General features: G+C 71.5%; 18 protein-coding genes. 5 read left to right on the top strand and 13 right to left on the bottom strand.

The genetic code is table 11. From position 1 onward, the window contains the following. The first annotated feature begins 39 nt into the window (after window positions 1-39). Window positions 40-1,518, top strand: a complete 1,479-nt coding sequence (locus tag JHN63_RS27180) for a glycoside hydrolase family 3 protein (RefSeq protein ID WP_200685392.1) — start codon at window positions 40-42, stop codon at window positions 1,516-1,518. A 3-nt stretch (window positions 1,519-1,521) separates the two neighbouring features. Here the strand turns inward: JHN63_RS27180 and JHN63_RS27175 are convergent, their stop codons facing one another. Beyond that, window positions 1,522-2,808: a cellulase family glycosylhydrolase gene (locus JHN63_RS27175; RefSeq protein WP_234477765.1), complete on the bottom strand. Its 1,287-nt coding sequence runs from the start codon at window positions 2,806-2,808 to the stop codon at window positions 1,522-1,524. A 15-nt stretch (window positions 2,809-2,823) separates the two neighbouring features. On the opposite strand from JHN63_RS27175, the gene JHN63_RS27170 reads away from it, so the two are divergent. Together JHN63_RS27170 and JHN63_RS27165 are read left to right on the top strand one after the other, a co-directional pair. Further along, window positions 2,824-3,843: an N-acetylglucosamine kinase gene (locus JHN63_RS27170; protein WP_200685390.1), complete on the top strand. Its 1,020-nt coding sequence runs from the start codon at window positions 2,824-2,826 to the stop codon at window positions 3,841-3,843. Continuing rightward, window positions 3,840-6,098 (top strand): glycoside hydrolase family 3 N-terminal domain-containing protein, encoded by a 2,259-nt coding sequence (locus JHN63_RS27165; protein ID WP_200685389.1) that lies wholly within the window; start codon window positions 3,840-3,842, stop codon window positions 6,096-6,098. Before JHN63_RS27170 ends, JHN63_RS27165 begins: the two co-directional genes overlap by 4 nt. Here the strand turns inward: JHN63_RS27165 and JHN63_RS27160 are convergent. The 6 genes from JHN63_RS27160 to JHN63_RS27135 form a co-directional block, all read right to left on the bottom strand. Then, complete coding sequence (locus JHN63_RS27160; RefSeq protein ID WP_200685387.1) at window positions 6,088-6,972, bottom strand: carbohydrate ABC transporter permease; 885 nt, start codon at window positions 6,970-6,972, stop codon at window positions 6,088-6,090. The two genes, JHN63_RS27165 and JHN63_RS27160, sit on opposite strands and share 11 nt — an antisense overlap. Continuing rightward, window positions 6,969-7,982 (bottom strand): carbohydrate ABC transporter permease, encoded by a 1,014-nt coding sequence (locus JHN63_RS27155; RefSeq protein ID WP_200685385.1) that lies wholly within the window; start codon window positions 7,980-7,982, stop codon window positions 6,969-6,971. The genes JHN63_RS27160 and JHN63_RS27155 overlap by 4 nt, the downstream gene beginning before the upstream one ends. 2 nt (window positions 7,983-7,984) lie before the next feature. Next, window positions 7,985-9,355: an extracellular solute-binding protein gene (locus tag JHN63_RS27150; RefSeq protein ID WP_200685383.1), complete on the bottom strand. Its 1,371-nt coding sequence runs from the start codon at window positions 9,353-9,355 to the stop codon at window positions 7,985-7,987. Window positions 9,356-9,484: 129 nt separating this feature from the next. Then, entirely contained in the window at window positions 9,485-10,117 is a 633-nt protein-coding gene (locus JHN63_RS27145) for a peptidyl-prolyl cis-trans isomerase (RefSeq protein WP_200685375.1), read from the bottom strand. Further along, on the bottom strand, window positions 10,114-14,340 hold the full coding sequence (locus JHN63_RS27140) for an NEW3 domain-containing protein (protein ID WP_200685373.1): 4,227 nt from the start codon (window positions 14,338-14,340) through the stop codon (window positions 10,114-10,116). The genes JHN63_RS27145 and JHN63_RS27140 overlap by 4 nt, the downstream gene beginning before the upstream one ends. A gap of 133 nt (window positions 14,341-14,473) precedes the next feature. After that, the gene (locus JHN63_RS27135) at window positions 14,474-15,358 is read right to left on the bottom strand and encodes a MurR/RpiR family transcriptional regulator (RefSeq protein WP_200685371.1); all 885 of its coding nucleotides are present in this window, start codon (window positions 15,356-15,358) and stop codon (window positions 14,474-14,476) included. 118 nt (window positions 15,359-15,476) lie between these two features. Here JHN63_RS27135 and JHN63_RS27130 point away from each other — a divergent pair, with 118 nt between their 5' ends. Beyond that, entirely contained in the window at window positions 15,477-16,241 is a 765-nt protein-coding gene (locus tag JHN63_RS27130) for a sugar isomerase domain-containing protein (RefSeq protein WP_200685369.1), read from the top strand. 138 nt (window positions 16,242-16,379) lie between these two features. Here JHN63_RS27130 and JHN63_RS27125 read toward each other — a convergent pair whose 3' ends face one another. Beyond that, window positions 16,380-17,117, bottom strand: coding sequence for a DeoR/GlpR family DNA-binding transcription regulator (locus JHN63_RS27125; RefSeq protein ID WP_200685367.1), 738 nt, complete (start codon window positions 17,115-17,117; stop codon window positions 16,380-16,382). Between the two features lie 35 nt (window positions 17,118-17,152). Between JHN63_RS27125 and JHN63_RS27120 the strand changes: the two genes are divergently transcribed. Then, the gene (locus JHN63_RS27120; RefSeq protein ID WP_234477763.1) at window positions 17,153-17,416 is read left to right on the top strand and encodes a hypothetical protein; all 264 of its coding nucleotides are present in this window, start codon (window positions 17,153-17,155) and stop codon (window positions 17,414-17,416) included. Between the two features lie 8 nt (window positions 17,417-17,424). Here the strand turns inward: JHN63_RS27120 and JHN63_RS27115 are convergent, their stop codons facing one another. The 5 genes from JHN63_RS27115 to JHN63_RS27095 form a co-directional block, all read right to left on the bottom strand. Continuing rightward, the gene (locus JHN63_RS27115) at window positions 17,425-18,507 is read right to left on the bottom strand and encodes a class I SAM-dependent methyltransferase (RefSeq protein WP_200685365.1); all 1,083 of its coding nucleotides are present in this window, start codon (window positions 18,505-18,507) and stop codon (window positions 17,425-17,427) included. Next, window positions 18,504-19,703 (bottom strand): glycosyltransferase, encoded by a 1,200-nt coding sequence (locus JHN63_RS27110; RefSeq protein ID WP_200685363.1) that lies wholly within the window; start codon window positions 19,701-19,703, stop codon window positions 18,504-18,506. Before JHN63_RS27110 ends, JHN63_RS27115 begins: the two co-directional genes overlap by 4 nt. Next, window positions 19,700-20,512 (bottom strand): alpha/beta fold hydrolase, encoded by an 813-nt coding sequence (locus JHN63_RS27105; RefSeq protein WP_200685361.1) that lies wholly within the window; start codon window positions 20,510-20,512, stop codon window positions 19,700-19,702. The genes JHN63_RS27110 and JHN63_RS27105 overlap by 4 nt, the downstream gene beginning before the upstream one ends. Window positions 20,513-20,515: 3 nt before the next feature. Beyond that, window positions 20,516-20,818, bottom strand: coding sequence for an acyl carrier protein (locus tag JHN63_RS27100; protein ID WP_200685359.1), 303 nt, complete (start codon window positions 20,816-20,818; stop codon window positions 20,516-20,518). Then, window positions 20,815-22,026 (bottom strand): 4'-phosphopantetheinyl transferase superfamily protein (locus JHN63_RS27095; RefSeq protein WP_200685357.1); only part of this gene is annotated, 1,212 nt, incomplete at its 5' end. The genes JHN63_RS27095 and JHN63_RS27100, both read right to left, overlap by 4 nt.

The raw sequence follows: 22,026 nt of genomic DNA, 5'->3' as shown, positions 1-22,026 counted from the left end.
TTGTTGACTTTAGGTTGAGCGAGCCATTTGAATTCCAGTATGACCCACGCCGAGCGTACGTCCGCCGCCGTCACCGCCCTGCCCGTCGACCTCGACGAGGCGGCCCACCGCTGTCTGGTCGCCGGGTTCGACGGCACGACGACCGTGCCGGACACGCTCAAGGCGCTCATCGACCGCGGCCTCGGCGGGGTCATCCTCTTCACCCGCAATGTGCGCGACGCCGAGCAGGTGCGCCGGCTCACCGACGAACTCCGCGCGCTGCGCCCCGACCTGCTCGTGGCCATCGACAACGAGGGGGGTGACATCGGCCACTTGGTGAGCGCGGGCGCCCCGGGTGTCCCCGGCTCCTACGCCCTCGGGGTCGTCGACGACCCGGCCCTGACCGCCCGGTGCGCCGACGCGCTCGCCGGTCACCTCGCCACACTCGGCATCACGGCCTCCTACGCACCCGTCGCCGACCTCCAGCACCAGCCGCGCAACCCCATCGTGCGCACCCGTTCCTTCGGCGCCGACCCCGACCTCGCCGCCCGCCACCTCCGCGCCTGGATCACCGCCACCGACACACGCGGTATCGCGTCCTGTGCCAAGCATTTCCCGGGCCACGGCGGCACAATCACCGACAGCCACCACGGCATCGCGATCGACCCGCGGCCGCACGACGAACTCCTCGTCGACCTCGCCCCGTTCCGCGCCGCCATCGCCGCGGGCGTGCCCATGCTGATGAGCGCCCACGTCGTCTTCCCGGCCCTGGACGCCAACCGCCCCGCCACCCTCAGCCGGCGCATCCTCGGCGATCTGCTCCGCCTCGAACTCGGCTTCGACGGCGTCGTGGTGAGCGACGCCCTGGAGATGAAGGCGATCGCCGACGCGTACGGCGAAGCGGCCGGTGCCCGGATCGCCCTCGCCGCCGGAGCGGACCAAGTCATCGTCGCCGTACCGGACTTGGAGGTCACCCTCGGCTGCCGGGACGCCGTCCTCGACGCGCTGCACTCGGGCGTGCTGGCGGAGGACCGGGTGTGGGAGGCGGCCGGCCGGGTACGGCGGCTCGCCGAGCGGTACGCGACCCCGCGCCGCGCGGTCGCCGCCTGGGACGCGGACGCGGGCCTTGAGGCGGCCCGCCGCGCCGTGCGCACCCGGACCCTGCCGCCGCCCCTGCGCGGCGCCCATGTCGTCGACCTGTTCCCGGCCCCGCACCCCGCCCTGAACTGGGGCGGCGAGGACCTCCTCACCGAACTCCGCGCGATCGACCCCACCGCCACCGGCACCGCCCTCAACACGGAACCGGCCGACCCCGCCGCCCTCGTCGACGGAATCCTCCGCGCGGGCGCCCCGCTGGTCGTCGCCACCACCGACGCCGGCCTGCACCCCTGGCAGGCCCGGCTGCGCGACACCCTGGCCGCCCGGCGACCCGACGCCGTCCTGATCGACACCGGACTGCCGGAGGGCGGCGCCCTCTGCTCCTACGGACGTGGGCGGGTCAACCTGCGGGCGGTCGCCGAGGTACTGACAGGCAGCTGACCTTTACTGCGGGTGTACGACTTCCTTGATGCCCCGCGCCGCCAAGTACCCCTCGTCCCCGGCCCGTTCGGCCAGCACCACCGCAGGCCGGAGGCCCTGGACGCGTAGTCGCATCCACTCCTCGAAGTACGCGCCGCCCGGCCCGGACACCGAGCGGGTCGCCGGCGTGCAGTCCAACACCAGGGCAGTGTCCCGGAGTTGGACGGTGTGCGGTTCGGCGATCGCGGCGGCGAAGGCCTCGGCGATCGGCTTGGCGCGGCCCGCCGAGTCGAACAGGCCCAGCGTGTACTCGAGTTCGGGATAGTCGGCGAGCGAGCGGTCCACATCGTGCGAGCACCACCAGGTCACCCCCCACAGCCCCGCGCACTCGGCCGCGTTGCGCACGGTCGCCCGCGCGAACTCCGGGGCGTCGGCCGCCGGGATGTGCGGCTCGGGCGCGCCGGTCTCCTGCACCCAGACGGGCCGGTCCGGGTCGGTGGCGTACGCCTTGGCCAACTCCGTTCCGTACTCGGCGAGATGGAGCACCTGCGGCGAGCGCGGACCGTACCGGCGGGCGCAGTCCCCGGAGAACACCCACGGATGGACGGTGGTCAGATCGCCCTTGCGGGCCGAGGCCTCCGGGGTGAACGGGTGGTCGTCGCCGTACCAGGCGGCGTCGTACGCGGAGTGCGTGACCAGACGGTCCGCCGGCAGATGTTCGCGGGCGGCGGCGAGCAGTGTGTCGAGATAGTGGTCCACCTCGGCCGGTGTCACCGGGTTGTGCTCCACCAAGTTGTTGAGCTCGTTGCCGAGTTGGAGACCGATCAGGTTCGGGCGGTCGGCCAGGGCGGCGCCCAGCGTGCGCAGCAGCTCCGCCTGCGCGGTGATCGCCTCCGGGTCGGTGAACACATTGCGGTGGTGCCAACTGCGGGTCCACTCCGGGTAGAAGTCGAAGCTCGACAGATGACCCTGGACCCCGTCCACGAGGACGTCGAGCCCCGCCTCGCCCGCCAGGTCGACCAGGTGCACCAACTGGTCCACGGCGGCCTTGCGGATGAGCGTGCGGTTGGGCTGGAGCAGCGGCCAGAGGTGGAAGATCCGGACATGGTCCAGGCCGAGGCCGGCTATCTGGGCCAGATCCTCGCGGGCGTGCGCCGGGTCGAAGTCGTGCCAGGAGTGGAACCAACCGCGGCGCGGCGTGTAGTTGACGCCGAAGCGGAGCGTAGGAATGGGATCCTCCCCAGGTCCGGTCTTGCCCTGACTCTTCTTTGGCTCTTGTTCTGTGGCTCTTGTTCTGCGCGAATGTATCAACCACCATAGTCAGTGATGAGCAATGATTTGAACCAAGAATGCGCGGTGGATCTCGTCGTCGGCCTCGACGCCGGCGGCACCCGCACCCGTGCCGTCCTCGCCGCCGCCGAGGACGGGCGTGTGCTCGGCGAGGGCGGCGCCGGGCCCGGCAACGCCCTGACCGTCCCGGTACCGCGCCTCACCGAGCACCTGGTCGAGGCGATCGGGCAGGCCGTCCCGGAGCGGGCGCGCACGCGGGTGGTCGCCGTGTCCGGCGGTTTCGCGGGCGCCACGGCCGCCTCCACCGAGGAGCCGGGACACGTCAACGCCCGCACGGCCCTCACGGCCGCACTGGAACGCCTGGGCATCCCCGCCGACCGGCTCCGCGTCTGCAGCGACATCGAGGCCGCTTTCGCCTCCGCCCCCGGCGCCCCCGCCGACGGCCTCGCGCTGGTCGCCGGGACCGGCGCGGTCGCCCTGCGCATCACCGACCGCCGCACCACGGCCACCGTGGACGGCGACGGCTGGCTCCTCGGCGACGACGGCAGCGGCTTCTGGATCGGCCGCAGCGCGGTCCGCGCGGCCCTGCGCATGGCCGACGGACGCGGCCCTACGACCGTGCTGGCCCGGTCCGTCGGCCAGGCGCTCGGCGTGCCCGCCGAGGCGCTCCCCGGCACCGCCGACTGGTCCCGCGCCCACCGCGAGACCTACCGCATGCACGTCCTCCCCGCCGTCATGTCCGAACTCCCCATCCGCCTCGCCCGCTTCGCCCCGCTGGTCGTCGAGGCGGCCGGGTCCGTCGGAGACAAGGACGCCGTGGCAGGGGAGATTCTCGACGAGGCGGCAGAGCAACTGACCGCCACAGTGCGGGCGTTGGAGCCGACCCCCGGCGAGCGGATCGTCGCCACCGGCGGCCTCCTCGGCCCCGAAGGCCCCCTGACCGACCCCCTCACCACCCGTCTCCACACCCTCGGCCTCACCCTCGACTGGGTGCCGGACGGCTGCCGGGGCGCGGTCGCCCTCGCCCGACTCGCGTACGACGGTGACGACCGATGACCGACACCACCACCCCCCTCTACCGCGACCCCAACGCCTCCGTGGACGCCCGAGTCCAAGATCTCCTCGCCCGGATGACCCTCCGCGAGAAGGTCGGCCAGCTCAACCAGCGGATGTACGGCTGGGACGCCTACCGCCGCACTCCCGACGGCTTCGAACTCACCGACGCCCTCCGCGCCGAGACCACCCGCTTCGCCGGACTCGGCGCGCTCTACGGCCTGTTCCGCGCCGACGCCTGGTCCGGCGTCGACCACACCAACGGCCCCGGCGCCCAGGACAGCGCCACCCTGGCCGAGTTGGTGCAGCGGCATGTGATCGACAGCAGCCGACTCGGCATCCCGGCGCTGTTCGTCGAGGAGGTGCCGCACGGCCACATGGCCCTGGACGGCACGGTCCTCCCGGTCAACCTGGCCGTCGGCGCGACCTGGGACCCCGACCTGTACGAGCGGGCCGCCGCCCACGCCGCAGCCGAACTCCGGGCCCGTGGCGGCCACTTGGCTCTCGTCTCCGCCCTGGACATCGCCCGCGACCCGCGCTGGGGCCGCACCGAGGAGTGCTTCGGGGAGGACCCGCACCTCGCCGCCCGTCTCACCGAGGCACTCGTCAGAGGTATGCAGGGCGACACGACAGCCGGGACCGCCGTCGGCGAAGCCCCGGTCGCGGGAGCCGTCTTCGCGCCCGACAAGGCTCCCGTTGGCCTCAAGCACTTCTCCGGACAGGGCGCCACGGTCGGCGGCCGCAACTCCGCCGAGTCCGAACTCGGCCTCCGTGAACTCCACGAGATCCACCTCCCCGCCGCCCGCGCCGGAGTCCGCGCCGGGGCCGCCGCCCTCATGTCCGCGTACAACGAGGTCGACGGCCTGCCCTGCTCCGGCAACCGCGCCCTGCTGACCGAACTCCTGCGTGACGACTGGGGTTTCGAGGGACTGGTGATGGCCGACGGCCTCGCCGTGGACCGGCTGGCCCGGATCACCGGCGACAAGGTCGCGGCGGGCGCCCTCGCGCTCAACGCGGGTGTCGACCTGAGCCTCTGGGACGAGGGCTTCACCCACCTGGAGGAGGCAGTCGAGCGGGGCCTGGTGAGCGAGGCCACCGTCGACACGGCCGTGGCCCGCGTACTCCGCCTGAAGTTCAGCCTCGGCCTCTTCGAACACCCCTACGCCACAAGTGAGTTGCCCTCACCGCAGCAGGGCAGGGAACTGAGCACGGCCCTCGCCCGAGCCGCCGTCACCCTCCTCCACAACGACGGCGGGGTGCTGCCCATCCCGCCGACCGTCTCCCGTATCGCGGTCATTGGACCCCAATCCGCCACCTACGCGCACCAGTTGGGCGACTACACGGCACCGCGGCGCACCGGCGTCAGCGTCCTCGACGGCCTGCGCCGCCTCGCCCCGCCCGGCACCGACCTCCGCCACGCCCCCGGCTGCGCGCTCACCGGCGACGACCTCTCCGGCATCCCCGAGGCGGTCGCCGCGGCCGCCGCCTCCGACCTGGCGGTCCTGGTGCTGGGCGGCAGCAGCGCCCGTACGCCCGACACGGACTTCGACGCCAACGGGGCGGCACGGAACGCCGTTTCGGAGATGACCTGCGGCGAGGGAGCCGACCTCGCGGGCCTGAGCCTCGGCCGCGCCCAGCACGCCCTCCTGGACGCGGTCACCGCTACCAGCACCCCCACGGCGGTCGTCCTGATCCAGGGCCGCCCGCATGTCGTCCCGGAACGGGCGGGCGCCCTGCTCACCGCCTGGTATCCCGGCCCGTGGGGCGGCGAGGCCATCGCCGGGACACTCCTCGGCCACGCCGAACCGACCGGCCGACTCCCCGTGTCCATCCCGCGCTCGGTGGCCCAACTACCCGTCCACTACAACCACAAGGACACCGAGTACGGCGGCTATGTGGACGCCGACGCCGAGCCGCTGTACTCCTTCGGGCACGGGCTGTCGTACACGAGCTTCGCGTACGGTCCGCCGCGCCTCGCGGGGAACGCGATCGAGGTCGACGTCACCAACACCGGGAAACGGCACGGCCGTTCGGTCGTCCAGGTGTACGTCCGGCGGCTGCTGACTCCCGTCTGGCCGCGCACGCTCGAACTGCACGCCTTCCACGGCGTCGAGTTGGCGCCGGGGGAACGCCGTAGGGTCGGGATCCCCTTCGGCACCGACCAGTTGGAGCAGGTCGGTGCCGTGGAGATCCGGGTCGCGGAGTCCGCCCGGGCGGCGCTCGCCGTCGAACCCCTCGTCGTACGGCTCAGAGCTTGACGGCTCCCGCCGACACGCCCTTGTAGAACCAGCGTTGGGTGATGACGAACAGCACCAGCACCGGGATCACGGAGATCACCGAACCGGCCATCACCACCCGCTGGTCGTAGCCGAACGACGAGCTCTGGAGTCGTGAGAGGCCCAGGGTCAGCGTCATGTGGTCCTCGGAGCGGAGCACGATCAGGGGCCAGAGGAAGTCGTCCCAGGCGCTGATGAAGGTGTTGATGGTGACGACCATGATCGCGCCCCACGCGGACGGGAGATACAGGTAGCGGAAGCGCTGCCACTCGCTCGCGCCGTCCAGCATTCCCGAGTCCTCGATCTCGCGCGGCACGGCGAGGAACGCGCCGCGCATCAGCAGCACGTTGATCGCACCGACGAAGCCGGGCAGCCACACGCCCACCACGCTGTCGACCAGACCGAGGTCGCGGATGCTCAGGAACAGCGACACCATGATCGACTCGAAGGGGAACATCATGGAGGCGATCAGCAGGATCCAGACCGCCCGGCGGCCCTTCCAGGCGGGCTTCGAGAGCATGTAGCCGGCGGTCGTGGAGAACAGCAACTGGCTTGCCACCGACAGGAGTACGACGATCAGGCTGTTCTTGATGTACGTCGCCACCGGGACTTGGCTGAAGACCTCGCGGTAGGCGTGCAGGGTCGGGTGGTGCGGCAGCAGGGAGGCGTTCGCGCCGAAGACGTCCTCGCCGGTGCCCTTGAGCGAGGCCAGGAACTGCCAGATCAGCGGGCCGACGGTGAGGCCCAGGACCATGAGCAACAGCAGGTAGCGGACGAGGAGTTCGCGGGGGCGGCCGTAGTCCCGCCAACGGGGCGTCAGGCGCCGGGACTTGGGCCGCACGGCGGTCGCCGTCATGACTCGTCCTCCTTTGTGAGGCGCTGCGCCAGCAGGGTCAGACCCAGGGTCAGGACGAACAGCGCCACGCTCACCGCCGAGCCGTAACCGGCGTTTCCGGTGATGGGGTCCAGGCCGACGTCCCGGATGTAGAAGGGCAGCGTGCGGTCGGCGCCGCCTGGGCCGCCGGTGGAGCTGCCGAGCATGTAGATCTCGGTGAACACGCGCAGCGAGCCGATGCCGGTGAGGGTGCCGACCAGCATCATCGCCTGCCGGACGCCGGGCACGGTGATGTGCCAGAAGCGGCGGGCGGCACCGGCGCCGTCCATGGAGGCGGCCTCGTGGAGTTCCTTGGGCACGTTCCCGAGGGCGGCGAGGTAGAACACCATGTACCAGCCGAGGCCCTTCCACAGGGTCAGGCCCATCGCGGAGAGCAGGATCAGCCACGAGTCGGACAGGAACGGGATGGCCGACCGGATCAAGTGGGCTTTCTCCAGCCAGGTGTTGACCAGTCCGTCGTCCGCCAGCAGCCACTGCCAGCTCAGTCCGACGACCACGCTGGAGGCGAGTACCGGCGTGTAGAAGGCCGAGCGGAAGAAGCCGATGCCGGGCAGGTTCTTCTCCACCAGGACGGCGAGCAGCAGCGGCAGCAGCACCATCAGGGGGACGACGATCACGGCGTACAGGACGCTGTTGCGGGTCGCCAGCCAGAAGTCCGAATCGCCCAGCATCCGGGTGTAGTTGGAGAACCCGACGAAGCCCGCGGCGCCGCCGAGCGGCTTGGCGTCGGTGAACGACAGCAGCAGCGTGTTGAGGAACGGGAACACCCCGAACACCGCCGCGCAGACGATCGCGGGCGCGGTCCACAGCCAGGGCAGCCACCAACGGCGGTACAGCGCCGCCCCGTTGGCGCCGGGGGCGGGGCCGGGGAGGACGGCCCGGGCGAACTTCCGTATGCGGGTCGTGCCCGGTGCGGAGGCGACGGCCTCCGCACCGGGCACGGACACCGGCTTCGCGGTCTGTGTCGCCACCGTCAACCAGCCTGCTTCAGCAGCTCGTTGGCCTTGGCCTGGGCGTCCTTGACGGCCTGCGCCGGGCTCTTCTTGCCCTGCATCGCCAGCTGCACCTGGGACACGATCGCGGTCTGCACGGCCGGCGAGAGGACGGTCTGGTAGGCCGTCGTCGTCTTGAGCTGGTCGGCGACGAGCTTGCGGGCCTGCGCGAACTGGTCGCTGCCGCTGACCTTCTGGAAGAACGGGTCGTTGAGCGAGGTGGTCGTGGTCGGGAAGATCACCACGTCCGGGTCCTTCGCCCACGCCGTCTGGTTCTCGGCGTTGGTGAGGAACTCCGCGAACGCCAGTGCCACGGGCGCGTGCTTGCTGGTCGCGGCGACCGAGACGTACTGCGGGGCAGCGGTGGTGTGGCCGAGCGCGTCGAAGGGCTGCTGCCCGACGCCCGTCTTGGCGTAGATCGATGGGCTGTTCTGCTTCACGAACCGCACATAGCTCGGGTTCGTCGAGCCGTAGGCGACCTTGCCCTGCGTGTACGGCGTGGACGGGTCGTTGCTGGAGGACAGCGAGTCCTTCGGCATCGCGCCCTCCTTGTACAGCTTCGCCATCCACGCGACCCACTGGGTGGTGCGCGGGTCGTCGGCGAACACGGCCGACTTGCCGTCGCTGGAGAGGGTCTTGATGTTCATCTGGTCGAAGTCCGCCGGGACGCGCCAGATCGGGTTGGCCATCGTCGCGTAGTACTTGCCCTTGGCCGACTTGGCGATCTTCTCGTAGTCGGCGAACAGCCCGAAGATCGTCGTCGGCGGCTTCGCGGGGTCGATCCCGGCCTTCTTCAACAGGTCGGTGTTGTACGTCAGGACGATGCCGCCGGTGTACCAGGGGAGCACGGTGTGCAGCGCGGAACCCGAACCGTCCTTGAAGGTGCTGGACTTCCAGAACGCGGGCACGAACGGCTTCCCGGCGTCGGGGGCCTTGACGCCCAGGTCGAGCAGATAGCCCGCCTTCGTGAGGGCGGTCGCCGTCTCGGCGTTGAGGTTGATGACGTCGGGGAGCGTGCACGCCTGGGCGTCGGCGACATTGCGCTGGGTGAAGGTGCTGTCGCCCGGATCGTCGATCCACTTGACCGAGGTCCCGGGGTGGGCCTTCTCGAAGGACTTGATGACCCCGTTGAAGAAACTCCCGAAGCCCTTCTTCAAGTTGGTGGTCTGGAAGGTGATGCCGCCCTTCACCTCACCGGTGAGCTTCCCGGACCCCACGTTCCCCTTGTCGACCTTGCAGCCGCCCGCGGTGGAGTCGCTGTCGCCCGAGCTGCCGGACAGTCCGCAGCCGGCGGCCGTCAGGGTGAGGACGATGATCCCCACCATCGATCCGGTCAGTCTTCCTGTGCGCATCGCTGCCCTCCTGAGCACCAGCCAACCGCTGGTTCAATTAACCAACTTCGACCTTGATTGATGAAAAGGTGGACCAGAATTCATCGGAGGTCAATGGGTTCTCGTGTTGCTTTTAGGTTCCGGGCGCGATCAGTGCCGATGTTCGTGGTCCGGCTGCGTCGGATCGCCGGGGTGTTCATGGCCGGCCGTATACACGACTTCGGCCTTGGCCCGGTCCAACCAACCGAAGAAGGCCCGTCGCCCCGCAGCCCGCCGCAACTCGCGCGCGACCCCCTCGCGTGCCTGCTCGTACGGCACGAAGTCCTCCGATGACACCCCGCCGAACGGGTCGACACCGCGCCGCAGTGCCTCCGCCGTGAGAAAGCGGTCCCGGTTCCGGTCGTAGTAGTCCCGTACGGCCGCCTCCGCGACCTCCTGCTCGCCCTCCAGCTCGGCCAGCAGCAGCCGGGCGGCCGGGGAGTGCGCGAGGGCCGCCGCGACGATGCTGCCGAGATCCGCGACATCGGTCTCGGCGACGGCCAGCACCCGATCCGGCGCCACCTCCGCGGGAGGCTTCAACCCCCGCTCCACGCAAGCCCGTTGGGCCAGTTCGTCGATGACCACCACCTGGGTCGCCCAGCGCCGCCGCTGCCGCTCGGCCCGCGCGAGCGCCTCGGGCCGGCCGGCCTCCGGATCCCGGGCCGGTACGGCCGCCAGCAGCGCGTCCACGCGCTTCTTGGCGACCGCCGTGCCACGCACCACGGCCGCATGCTCCGCCGTCACGGCGTCACCTCCAGCGGGACGGCCTCCGTGTAGGCGACACACCCGTTCCAGGCGACCTTCACCAGCAGCCAGTAGGACCCCGGCGCCACCGCGGAGCCGTCCACCTCGATCACGCACTCCCGCTCCGCGCCCCCGGCCACCGTGAACCCCTGACAGCCCGGCGCGACCCCGGCCCAGGTGTCCCACGAGGAGACGGCCCAGAGAGTGCCGTTGACGGGCCCCCGGGTGGTGTTGCGGACGGTCACGGGGACCCGGGCGCGCTCACCCGCTCGTACGGTGATCCGTTCAACTCCCAGACGGGACACGAGTGTTGGCCCGTGGTGCCCGTCCGGCACATCCAGCGCCACGGTGTCCTCGTACGTCTGCCCGCCGTAGGAGAGCCGCGCGGCGAGCCAGTGGCGGCCGGGGGCCGGTTCGGGCGGTGGTGTCACCGTGATCTCGGAGAGGGTGAACCCGGACGGGCCCAGCGCGTACGGCAGTTCGGCGGGTTCGGCGGTCCAGCCGGGCGGGACCTCGAAGGTCACCGTGCCGGAGACCGGCGCGTCGGTGAGTTCCGAGCCGACCCGGACGGTCGCGGCGACCGGACCGGCGGCGGTGAGCGTGCCGGGGGAGAGGTACACCGACACCGGCATGTTCCCGCGCGGCGCGGGGCCGGAGTTGTGCAGCCAGTAGCGGGTGTGGATCGGCTGAGCGGGTTCATGTGCCGCGATTCCGGGCCCGGTTGAGGTCTCTGCGGCAGTGGTCGCCAGCACCGTCGCGACCTCGAAACCGGTCAGGTCGACGGCGAGCCCGCCGTCCCGATCCGGGGTCAACTCCTCGCCGGGCGCCTCCAGTACGTCGGCCCGGGCGCCCTCGGTCCAGTCGTACGGCCCGTGGATCCGGGCCCGCACCGGCCGACCGTTCACCTCGTGCATGCGTACGGCGACACCGCGCCCGGGGTCGACCGGTACCGCGCCGCCGCGGGCTAGCGGGGAGCCGAGCGGCTTGAGGGCGTCGAGGATCACCTCGCCGGCCGGCTCCAGGGCGAGCAGCGTGAACTTCCGCGGCAGGGTGCCCTGGTGGGCGGAGGTGCGGAGGCGGGCCGTCAGCGGGTGGTTGAACTCATGTCCCGCCTGCGGGAGTCGCGCCGCACGCCAGTCACCGGCGCCCGCGACCACGGCGTACTCGAACTCGTGGGTCCAGCGCTGGAGTTGGAAGGCGGAGCCGTCGGGTGCCGTGCGGCGGGGCGGGTCGACCCAGATGCCGGAGGGCCAGCCGGTGCAGGACCGCATGAGGGACATGTAGAGGTCACCGGAGGAGGTGACGACACAGCCGGGCGTACCCCGGTTGAGGACGGCGAAGCTACGGCCGTCCCAGGCGTCGCCCGGCGGCAGGGCCTCGCAACCGCCCGCCGCCGTGGCCGTGACGACCGCGTCGTCGAGGTCGGCGATCAGCGCGTCGACCGCCTTGGCGTCGTCCTCGGGGCGGGCGCCCGCCACCACGAGCAGCGGCAGCCGTTCCAGGTCGCGCAGGTCGGCCCCGGGCACCCACTCCTCGCGCAGCCCGGCACGCGGCGCGACCCACACCGCCGCCACGCCCCGCTCGGCCAGTTGCCGGCGCAGCTCGCGTCCGGCGGCCGGGTCCCAGCCGAGGGCCTCCGCGACCACGGAGTTGCGCTCGGGTGCGCCCACGGCGATCCGGAAGTCCGGGAGATTGGAGTCCACTTCGAGGTCGCCGTAGCGCGGACCGCCGGCGATCGTCGAGGTCGCGGTGACCCCGACTCGGACCAGGGCCGCCGCGAGCGGCGCACCGAGTTCACCGGCCAAGTCCCAGTCGGCGTAGACGAGTTCGGCGACCCCGATCGACCGGTGCCCGAGCAGCCGCCCCGACTCGTCCTGGACCGCCACCCGCGCGGTGGACCCCAGCCCGAACCAGGTGTTCGCCGGGTTGTCGAGCGTCCAGGGGAACTCCTCGCTGTCCACCTCCACGAACCCGAACCCGCGCCCGATCACCGCGTCCGCCACCTCGTGCACCGGCAGCCCGCCGGTCACGTCGGACGGCCAGCGCACCCGGATCAGCCGGTCGGCGCCGTCGTACCCGTCGATCGTGGTGGTCAGATCCAGGCGCGGGACCCCGGCCCACAGCGTCAGCCGCTGGGTGTACCGGAACAGTCCGAGGTCGGCGGTGACGGTGATCCGCGAACCGGCGGGGGAGTGCTGGACATCGATGTCGGCGGTGACGTCACGGCTGCGCGCGGCGGTGGTCCCGGTCGGCGTGAGATGCCAGGGGCCCTCGCCGAAGCGCGGGTGGCGCGCGTACTCCTCTTGGACGACGAGTTCGTTGCCGATGTCACCGGCGCGGAGCAACTCCCTTTCGTCCGCGCCGAGTTCGCGCAGGCTGCTGACGCCACCGCCGCGCGCGGGGTCGACCGTCACCTCGTAGAACTCGTTGCGGATGGTGAGACCCTCGCCGGGCACCCATCCGGCCACCGAACCCGGCGCGAGCGGGAGGGCTTTGAGGCCCATGCCCGGTACCTCCGGTACGACGACCCGGAGTTGGTCGCCCTCACGCACGGCGGGAAGGGGCAGACCGGTGTCGTCGAGGGGGACCATGCCGGGGTCGGTGACGGTCAGGACGTCCCGGCGGTCCCAGGTCGCCGCGTTGAACACCACCAAGTCGTCCGTCGCACCCGGGAGTTGGGCGACCTTCCCGGCGATGGCCGCCGTCGCGTCGGAGTGAACCGCCTCCGCCAGGTCGTACAGCTCGCGCCAGCCGGTCATCAGGTCGATGTACACCTGGTCCGACTCGGAGCCGGTGATCGCGTCGTGGTGGGCGCCGTAGATCAGCTGCCGCCAGGCCTTGTCCAACGCCGCGTCCGGGTAGGGGTGTCGGGCGACGAGCGAGGCGAGGGTGGCCCAGGCCTCGGCGTCGGCGAGGAGAGTCTCGCCGTGACGCTGGGCCTGCTTGGTGTCGATGTACGAGACGTCCTTGCCGGTGTAGATCGGGTTCATGTCCCGGGTCTGCGGGGACGCCTTGCGGCCCTCCTCGGCCAACTCGGCGCGCACGGCGGCGAAGAAGTCCCGGGGGATCGCGCTGACGAAGCGCGGCCAGACGTAACGGGCGTTCCAGTCACGGTGGATGTCCATCACCCAGCGGCACGGCGGCGCGTAGTCCCCGCCGACCGGGAGCAGCACATTGCGGGTGAGCGCGACCTTCTTGAGTCCCCGGAAGAGCTTGAGCGCCGCCGCTTCGGCCTCGGGGAGCGTGGGCGCGTTGTCGATGGCCCACCCGGCGCCGTAGTGATTGACCATGTAGGCCGTGAGCAGCCCGCGGCCGGAGGGGGCGATCCAGCTGAACTCGGCCGGGAACTGCATGCGTTGGGGATCGCGCGGTTCCTCGCCGAAGACGGAGAGCGTCGGCCCCCACTGGTGGAACGGCCCGCGCGCCCATGAACTGGAGGACACTCCCGCGTCCGCCATGAATCCGGGGAACTGCGGGTCGTGCCCGAACGCGTCGAGCTGCCAGGCGGTTTCGGGCGAGGCGCCGAGGATGCCGCGCTGAAAGCCGTCCCCGTAGAGGGCGTTGCGTACGGTCGCCTCGGCGCCGGTGAGGTTGGTGTTCGGCTCGTTGTAGGTGCCGCCCATGATCTCGACGCGGCCGGTGCGGATCAACTCCCGCAGAAAGGCCCGCTCTTCGGGGAAGGCGTCCCAGTACGGCTTGAGGTAGTCGACCTCGGCCAGCACGAAGGTGTACGCCGGGTCGCGGCGGGCCAGGTCGCAGTGGGCGCGGACGAGGCTCATGCCGGACTGGCCGCGCGAGTCGAAGGTGCGGGCCGGGAGGCCGGTGGAGGCGGGGTCGTCGGCGACGTCCCAGGTCTCGGTGTAGGCGCCCTGGGTGTTCCACCAGACGGGGTCGTAGTGGAAGTGGCTGACCATGAACATGGTCCAGCCGGGCTCGGCGGCCGTGAACTCGGCGCTGTAGGTGGCCAGTTGGGCGCCGTCGGCCGCTGTCACCTCGATCGCGCACCGCTCGCCGGGCGCGAGGTCCGTCGACACCGGTATCTCGACGCGCGCGGTGCCGTCCTCGCCCACGACCGTCTCCGCGCTGCCGCGCAGGCCCGGGCCCTCGACCGTGAGGCGGACCGGCCGGCCCGGGTCATGGGCGAGTTCGACGGCCACCACCTGGAGCGGATGCTCGGCGGTGCCGACGAACAGCTCGGTCGACAGGGCAGCGGTGACACGCATGGGTCTCCTACCAGAGGCTCGGCGGAGCGCCCATCCTGACACCGCGAAGATGATTCAAACAACCATCCCCGCGTAACTTCGGTGGTTCATCCATGCAGACTCGGCCGAGATCACGGCCCTGTCTCGGCTCGGATCACCGACCCCTGCGGGACTTCACCGTGTGCTCCCCGGCGATGTGGTCGGTGAGGGCCAGGGAGGCGCTCGCGCGCTGGTAGGAGAGCTGCGCGATACGGACGTAGAGGCAGTCGATGAGGACCAGGACCGAGTGGCGGGCGCCGATGATGCCGGTGGGGAAACTGGTCGCGGAGGACGAGGAGATGAGCCGGATGTCGGCGGCGCGGGCCAGCGGGGAGCGCGGGTCGGAGGTGAGGGCGATGGTGGTGGCGCCGCGCTCCTTGGCCAGTTCGAACGGCTCGATGGTCTCGCGGGTCGAACCGGAGTGGGAGATGCCGATCGCCACGTCCGCCGGGGTGAGCAGGGCGGCGGAGGTGGCCGCCGCGTGCACCTCGGTCCAGCCGCGCACCGCGCAGCCGATGCGGAACAGCCGGGTCTCGGTCTCCTGGGCGACCGCCCCGCTGCCGCCGATGCCGTAGACGTCGATCCGCCGGGCACGGGCGGCGGCGGTGGCCGCGCGCTCCACCGCGTCGAGGTCGATCCGGTCGATGGTCTGCTGCACCGCGCGCAGGTCGGCGCTGCCCACGACCTGCACGACCCGCTCCAGATCGTCGTCCGGGGAGATGTCCGGGCCGATCTCGGCGGTGCCCCAGTCGGAGACCTCGCCGCGCCCGCGCTCCTGGGCCAGTTCGATCAGCAGATGCTGGTACGAGTCGAGGCCCACCGCCCGGCAGAACCGGGTCACCGTCGCCTGCGAGGTGCCGGTGCGGCGGCCCAGCTCGGCGGCCGAGCAGTGGGTGACGGCGGCCGGATCCTCCAGGATCAGCTCGCCGACCTTCCGCAATGAGCCCGCCAGCCGGGGCAGCTCGGTGCGGATCAGGGTCGTGACGTCTGTCGGGGGCATGTGGAGAAGGTATCAGCCACCCCAGAGGCCATCGATTGAATACCAGGACCGCATGTGATTTATTGATTCATTGATCTAGAAAGAATAGGTGGTTTGATCCACCGGTGGGGAGAATCGTGTGTCCGCCGAGTCCGTGAGCGCCGAGACCTTCGCGCGCGAGAGCCTGGCCGTCCTCCAGCACATCACCGAGTCCAGCCGCGAGACCGTGTCCCGCGCCGCCGAACTGATCGCGGACTGCGTCCGCACCGACGGCGTCATCCAGGCCTTCGGCACCGGCCACTCCCAGGCCATGGTCCTCGAACTCGCGGGCCGCGCCGGAGGGTTGGTGCCCACCAACCGCCTGAGCATCGCCGACCTCGTCCTCTACGGCGGTGACGCCCCGAGAGTCCTCGACGACCCGCTGCTGGAGCGGCAGGCCGGAATCGCCGAGCGCCTCTACGACCTCGCGGCGCCGCGCCCCGAGGACCTCTTCGTGATCATCTCCAACTCCGGTGTGAACAAGGTGATCGTGGAGATGGCCCTGCGCGTGAAGGAGCGCGGGCACCGGCTGCTGGCGATCACCTCGCTCGCCCACACCCGCGCGGTCCCGGCCGGCCATCCCAGCGGCAAGAAGCTCGCGGACCTCGCCGATGTCGTCCTCGACAACGCGGCCCCGCGCGGTGACGCGCTGCTCGAACTCCCCACCGGGGGAGCTGTTTGCGCCCTGTCCACGCTCACCGGCGCGATGCTCGTGCAGTTGTCGGTCGCGGAGGCGGCGGCCCGGTTGCTCGCCTCGGGGGAGCGCCCGCCGGTGTACGTCTCGGCCAATGTGCCGGGCGGCTTCGAGGGCAACCTGGAGCTGGAGGGGCGCTACGCGGGGCGAATCCGCCGTACCGCGAGCTGAGTAGTGACGGGTGGACGAGCGGCCGGAGCCCCCGGAACCGGGCCGCGACCGCTCGTCGTCACCTGTGCGCCGCTCGTCGGGAGTCACACGGGAATTGCTGGAATCACCAGGTGATGCTAGGCGCGGTGAATGCTTCATTCAATGGGGGCCAGCCGGTAGTCGGCCCGTGCGGAGCACCGTGGGGCCCTCCTCCGCGATGCGGTCGAGCACGGCCGACGGCAGGCCCTCGTCCGTCACGACGGTGTCGAGCCGGTCCAGCGTGGTCACGTTGAACCGCTCCACCGTGCCCCACTTGGTGCTGTCGGCGAGCAGCGCGACCGAGCCGGCCGCCTCCATCACCGCCTGCTTGAGCAGCACCTTGTCCATCGAGAAGCTCGTCACGCCGTGGGACAGGTCCCAGGACCCGGCGCTCAGGAAGGCGAGGTCGAGATTGATCGCGCCGACCGTCCGGGCCGCGAGCGGCCCGCTGCTCGAACCGCTCGACACATCGACCTCGCCACCGGTGTGGACCGTGTGCACGGACGGCAGTTCGCACAGCGCGAGCACCGCGTGGAAGTCGTTGGTGACGACGGTCAGGTCCTTGCGGCCGACCAGGAACGGCACGACCGACTGACAGGTCGTGCCCGCGTCGAGGAACACCACCATGCCGTCCTCGACGAGCTCCGCCGCCCGCCCGGCGATCGCCTGCTTGCGGGGCATCTCCAGCGCCGCGCGCGAGGCGCGCTCACGCGGCGGCACATGGCCGTTCCAGTCCGCGAGCCGCACCCCACCCTGCACCGAGACCACCTGGCCGCTCTTCTCCAGCGCGGTGATGTCCCGACGGACCGTCATGTGCGAGACGCTCAGCGCCGCGGTCAGGTCGTGGATGCTCAGCACCCCGCTACTTCTCCCAGCCGGACTACCTCGCCGAGGTGACCTACCGTCACCACTGGCCCGCCGACGTCGAGTTGGTCGTCGTCCAGGTCCAGGTCGACTCGGAAACGGCCCGCGAGCGCGTGCGCGCCCGCGGCTGTGCCCGGGACCTGTCCAAGCTCGCCGACTGGGACACGTTCTGGAAGACGGCCGAGGCCAACGAGTGCCGGTGGCAGGACGGCCGTCGGCTGGTGTTCGACAACCGGACCGACGGGATCACCGCGGACAAGGTCGCCCGCGCGCTGGAGACCCCGACCGCATAGGAGACGGCTCAGTCGCGCCGCGCCACCAGCCGGTACGCGTTCGACACCCCCAGCCGGTGCGACAGCCGCTTCACCACGAACCGGTCCAGGAGCGTGCCCAGGACCAGGGCCGGAATCCCCGCGATGAGCACGGCCGCGCGGCCCGCACGGGCCAGTCCTGTCGGGGGCCTCGGCAGCCACGGGAGGTCGTCGCGGGGCGCGGCCGTGTCCAGGGCCAGCCAGGTGCCGGCGAGGAGGTCGACCGGGTCGTGCGGCTCCGCGTGCTGTTCGGCCACGACGGTGAAGCCGAGGTCCGTGAGACGGGCGCGCAGGTTCTCGACCGGGACGAAGTGCAGGTGCTGCGGCTGGAGCCACGGCAGCCACCAGCGGCCGAGCAGCCGGGAGTAGCGGCTGTCGGGGTCCGGGACCTCGATCAGCAGATGCCCGCCGGGACGAACGGCCGTGTGCGCGGCGGCCAGTTCACGCTCGGGCTCGGTGCTGTGCTCCAGGTAGTGGAACATGCTGACGACGTCGTAGTGGCCCGCGAGATTCGGGGCCAGCTCCGGGAAGCTGCCCCGGTATCCGCGCTCCACCCGGCCCGCCTGCTCGGCGAGTTCGGCGCCGTCCGTGAAGTCCAGGCCGTCGAAGGTGGTGCCGGGGTACACCGTGCGGGCCGACTCGCAGAAGTGCCCGTGCCCGGTGCCGACGTCCAGCCAGTTCTTGGGAGTCGGCGAGTGCGGGAGCAGGGACTGCGCGCGCTGCTCGTACATCTTCGTCCGGGCGGCGAACGTGTTGCCCAACTGCTTCTCGCCCAGGCCGTCGTAGAAGTCCCGGTAGTAGAACTCCAGCCCCGCCGGGCTCAGTCGGGGATTCTGGAACGTGTGCCGGCACTCCTCGCAGCGGTCCAGGACGAACGTGCCCGGCTTGTGCTGGATCAGGTCCTTCGTCCGCAGCCGGGTCTTCAGCCGCGACGAGTCGCACCAGGGGCAGGTCTCGCGCCTGGGCTCGAAGAAGCGGTCCAGGCCGTCGGCCAGGTCGGCCTGATAGGTGGGCCGTAGCGCCGCCACCTGCTCGGTGCGGCTCGGGGGCTTGGGGGCGTCCTCGGTGCTCACGGGGTCTCCTTCGGGGGCGCGCCGGTGGCCAGCAGCTCCAGGTGGGTGGCCGCCGCGCGGGGCCCGCCGGCCGCGCGGAACGCCGTACGGACGCGGTCGGCCGCGGCGCGGTGGTCGGGTTCGTGGAGTACGGCGTCGATGGCCGCGCCCAGCTTCGGTGCGGTGACCCGGCCGAAGCGGACCCGGATGCCCGCGCCCGCGCCGGTGACCTGACCGGCGATCACCGGCTGGTCGTCGCGGATGGGCGCCACGACCAGGGGGACGCCGTGCCACAGCGCCTCGCACACCGTGTTGTGCCCGGCGTGCGAGACGACCGCGTCCGCCCTTTCGAGGAGCGGGAGTTGGGGGATCGAGGGCAGGACGAGGAGGTCCTTGTCCGCGTCGTCCCGCGGGCCCAGTGCGCCGCCCGGGTCCGCGATCACCGCCTGTACGCGGTCCGTTCGCGCCCGCAGCGCGGTGACGCACTCGGTGAGGAAACGGGCGCCCACATCGGTGTTGGCGGTGCCGAGGCTGACCAGGACCAGGGACCGGGCCGGGTCCAGCCAGTCCCAGGGGAAGTCCGGCGCGGCCGGGCGGGGCGCGATCGACGGGCCGACCCAGCGGATCTGCTCGCCCTGCCGCGCCTCGGGGCCGACGAGTTCCGGGGTGCTGAACGCGAGCACCAGGTGCGGGGAGAAGCGAGGGTCGGCGGTGCCCGACGGGTCGCCGATCCCCGCGCGCAGTCCGTGCAGCAACTCGTCCAGCCACAGGGCGACTTTGGGCATGCCCGCCAGGACATCCGTGAACTCCGCCGAGGTGGTCGCCGAGGTCGCCCACGGTATGCCGAGGCGCTCCGCCACCAGACCGCCGGCCAGGGCCTGTTGGTCGGCGACGATCACATCGGGCCCGAACTCCTCGACAGCGGCGGCGACTCCGGGCGCCATCTGCTCGGCGAGCGGCGCGAGGAAGGCCTCCCACAGGAACTTCAGCGCCTCGGGGCCACGGATGTCCGGCGGTCGTACGCCCTCACCCGTGCCCGGCACAGGACCGGCGCACGGGAACACCCGCGCCGATTCGCCCGCGAGCCGCCGTACGAGATCGGGATCGGCGCAGGCCCACGCCAACTCGTGTCCCCGTGAGGTGAGTTCGGCGGCCACGCCCGTCGCCGGGTTGATGTGGCCGACCAGCGGCGGTACGACGAAGAGGAACCGGCTCACCGGACGGCCACCTCCGTCGCGCTCGCCTCCTGGATCAGGGAGAGGATGTGGCCGCCGACCGTGCCCGCCGCCTCGACCAGCACGGAGTGCTCGTGGCCGGGGACGACGACGGTCCGGCAGTCGGGCAGTACCGACTCCAGCCAGGGGGTGAGTTCGGCGAGGTCCGAGTCGCCGCCGTAGACGCCGAGCACCGGGCAGGTCACCGCGCGGATCTGATCCTCCGTCAACACTCCGCTGGCCGGGATGTCCTGGGAGAGTGAGGTCTCCCGGGCCAGCCGGGCGGCGCCCTTCGCGAGACGGGCCGTGTTGTGGCCGCGGTTCGCGCTGATCCAGGCGATCGCGTCGTCCTCGTTGTGCGCCAGCTCGTGCAGCACGCGGTCCAGGATGCCGCCGAGTTTCGGTGCCCAGGCCGCCGTCGCCGGTTCCGACTCGATGAGGGAGACACTGGCGGCCCGCTCCGGATGACGGGCCGCGTAGCCGAACGCCACTGTCCCGCCGTAGGAGTTGCCGACCAGATGGACCGGGCCGGTCACCTCCAGGCGGTCGAGCAGCGCCTCCAGGTCGTCGATGTTGTCGTCGAGGGTGTAGCCGGTGGCCGGCCGCCCGCTGCGGCCGTGACCGCGCAGGTCGTACATGACGACGTCGATGCCGGCCAGTGCGAACGGCGGGGCGATGGTGAAGTAGTAGCTGGCCAGACTGTCGGTGAGCAGACCGTGTACCAACACCGCGGTGGCGGTGGGGCGACGGCCCTCGGGCGGGCTCATCCGCTGTACGTGCAACCGGAGTTGACCGGTGTCGACCATCGCCATGGCTCAGCCCGCCTCGGCTGCCTTGAGGCTCTGCACGACATACTCGACGAGCCGCCCGACGGTGAGTTCGATGATCTCGTCGAACTCCATCCCGGCCAGGAACTCGGCGAAGTTGACCCGCGTGCCGTAGTGCTCCTGGAGCAGACCAGCCAGGGTCACCAGGTCGATGCTCTCCAGCTCCAGATCGCGGTTGAAGGTCGTCGTCATGGTGATCTCGACGTCGTCGACGCCGTACTCGTCCTCCAGGAGCGTGGTCAACATGCCGGTGAGGTCGGCGAGGACGGTGTCCTCGGTGGTGGGGGTCATCGGTCGTACTCCTCTTCGTGCGCGGGTCCCGTCGTCCAGGCCACGACATAGGTCCTGTCCGGCAGATTGGGGGGATTGCCGGCCGGCTCGCAGTGCACCGTGTAGGCGCGTTCCAGGCGGCCCGACACCGACAGCCGTGATCCGGAGACCACTTGGAAGACCGCGAAGTCGCGCGGCCGTCCCCGGAAGCCGGTGCCCTCCGCCTTGGCGACCGCCTCCTTCGCCGCCCAGAAACGGGCGAACCACAGCGCCTCGGACTCACCGGTGGCCGCCGACTGGGCGCGCAGGAGGGCGAGTTCCTCCTCGCCGAGCGCCGTGGTGAGGGTGGCCGGGGGCCGGTCCACGACCTCCTCGATGTCGATCCCGGGGCCGGGACCGGGGGAGTGCGGCCGGACGATCGCGACCGCGGCCTCGGCACGGTGGGCCAGCGAGACATCCAGCGGAGGCAGGGTCCGGCCGTGCAGACCGGTCACGTACGGGCGGCCCGACTCGTCGTTGTGGACCCGGATCTCCGCCGGAAAGACGGGCCCCTCGCCCTGGCTCCACAGCCACTGCCGTACCGCGTCCTTCACCGCGATCCGGCCCAGCAGCCACTGCCGGCGCCCGCGCGGCGGATGCTCCGCGTACTGCGAACGCTCCACGCTGCTCAGGGAGTTGCGCATGATCAGATCGCGGGAGGCGAGGTCGGGCCAGCGCTCGTTCAGCAGGGTCCGGCCGCCGGGACGGGCCTCGGAGAGGGTGTTGCGCTCGGGGAAGCGCTCGACCGGCTTGGTCTGCGGGTCGTTGTCGAAGCGCCGGTCCTGCCAGCCGGTCAGCTCCGCCCACACCTCGCCGTCGACCGTGAGCTGTACGTCGGCTTCGAGCGCGGTGTCGGTGAGCGAGGTGATCCGCACCAGACAGTCGACCTCCGTGCCGGGGCGCGGATGGGGGCCGTAGAAACGCATCTCGCGCATGCCGACCGGGAAGACGACCGTGCGTTCGGTGCGGGTCGCCATGATCCAGTAGCCGAGGATCTGGCCGACGTTGTCGAGCAGGGCGCCCGGGGCGGGGGGTGTGGTGATCACGCCGCGTACGTGGCGGTCGCCGATCGCCGTGAGTTCGGTGACGCCCTGGAACGCCGGGCCGTGGAACATCCAGCGCTCGTCGTAGAGATGGGCCGCGGTGTGGTCGGGGACGCGTTCGGTGCCGGGGTCCGGGCGGGGATGCGG

This window comes from Streptomyces sp. MBT65, assembly GCF_016612545.1.
Classification (GTDB): Bacteria; Actinomycetota; Actinomycetes; order Streptomycetales; family Streptomycetaceae; genus Streptomyces.
The sequence above is the reverse complement of the archived record's forward strand: the minus strand, read 5'-3'. Positions and strand labels throughout refer to the sequence as shown.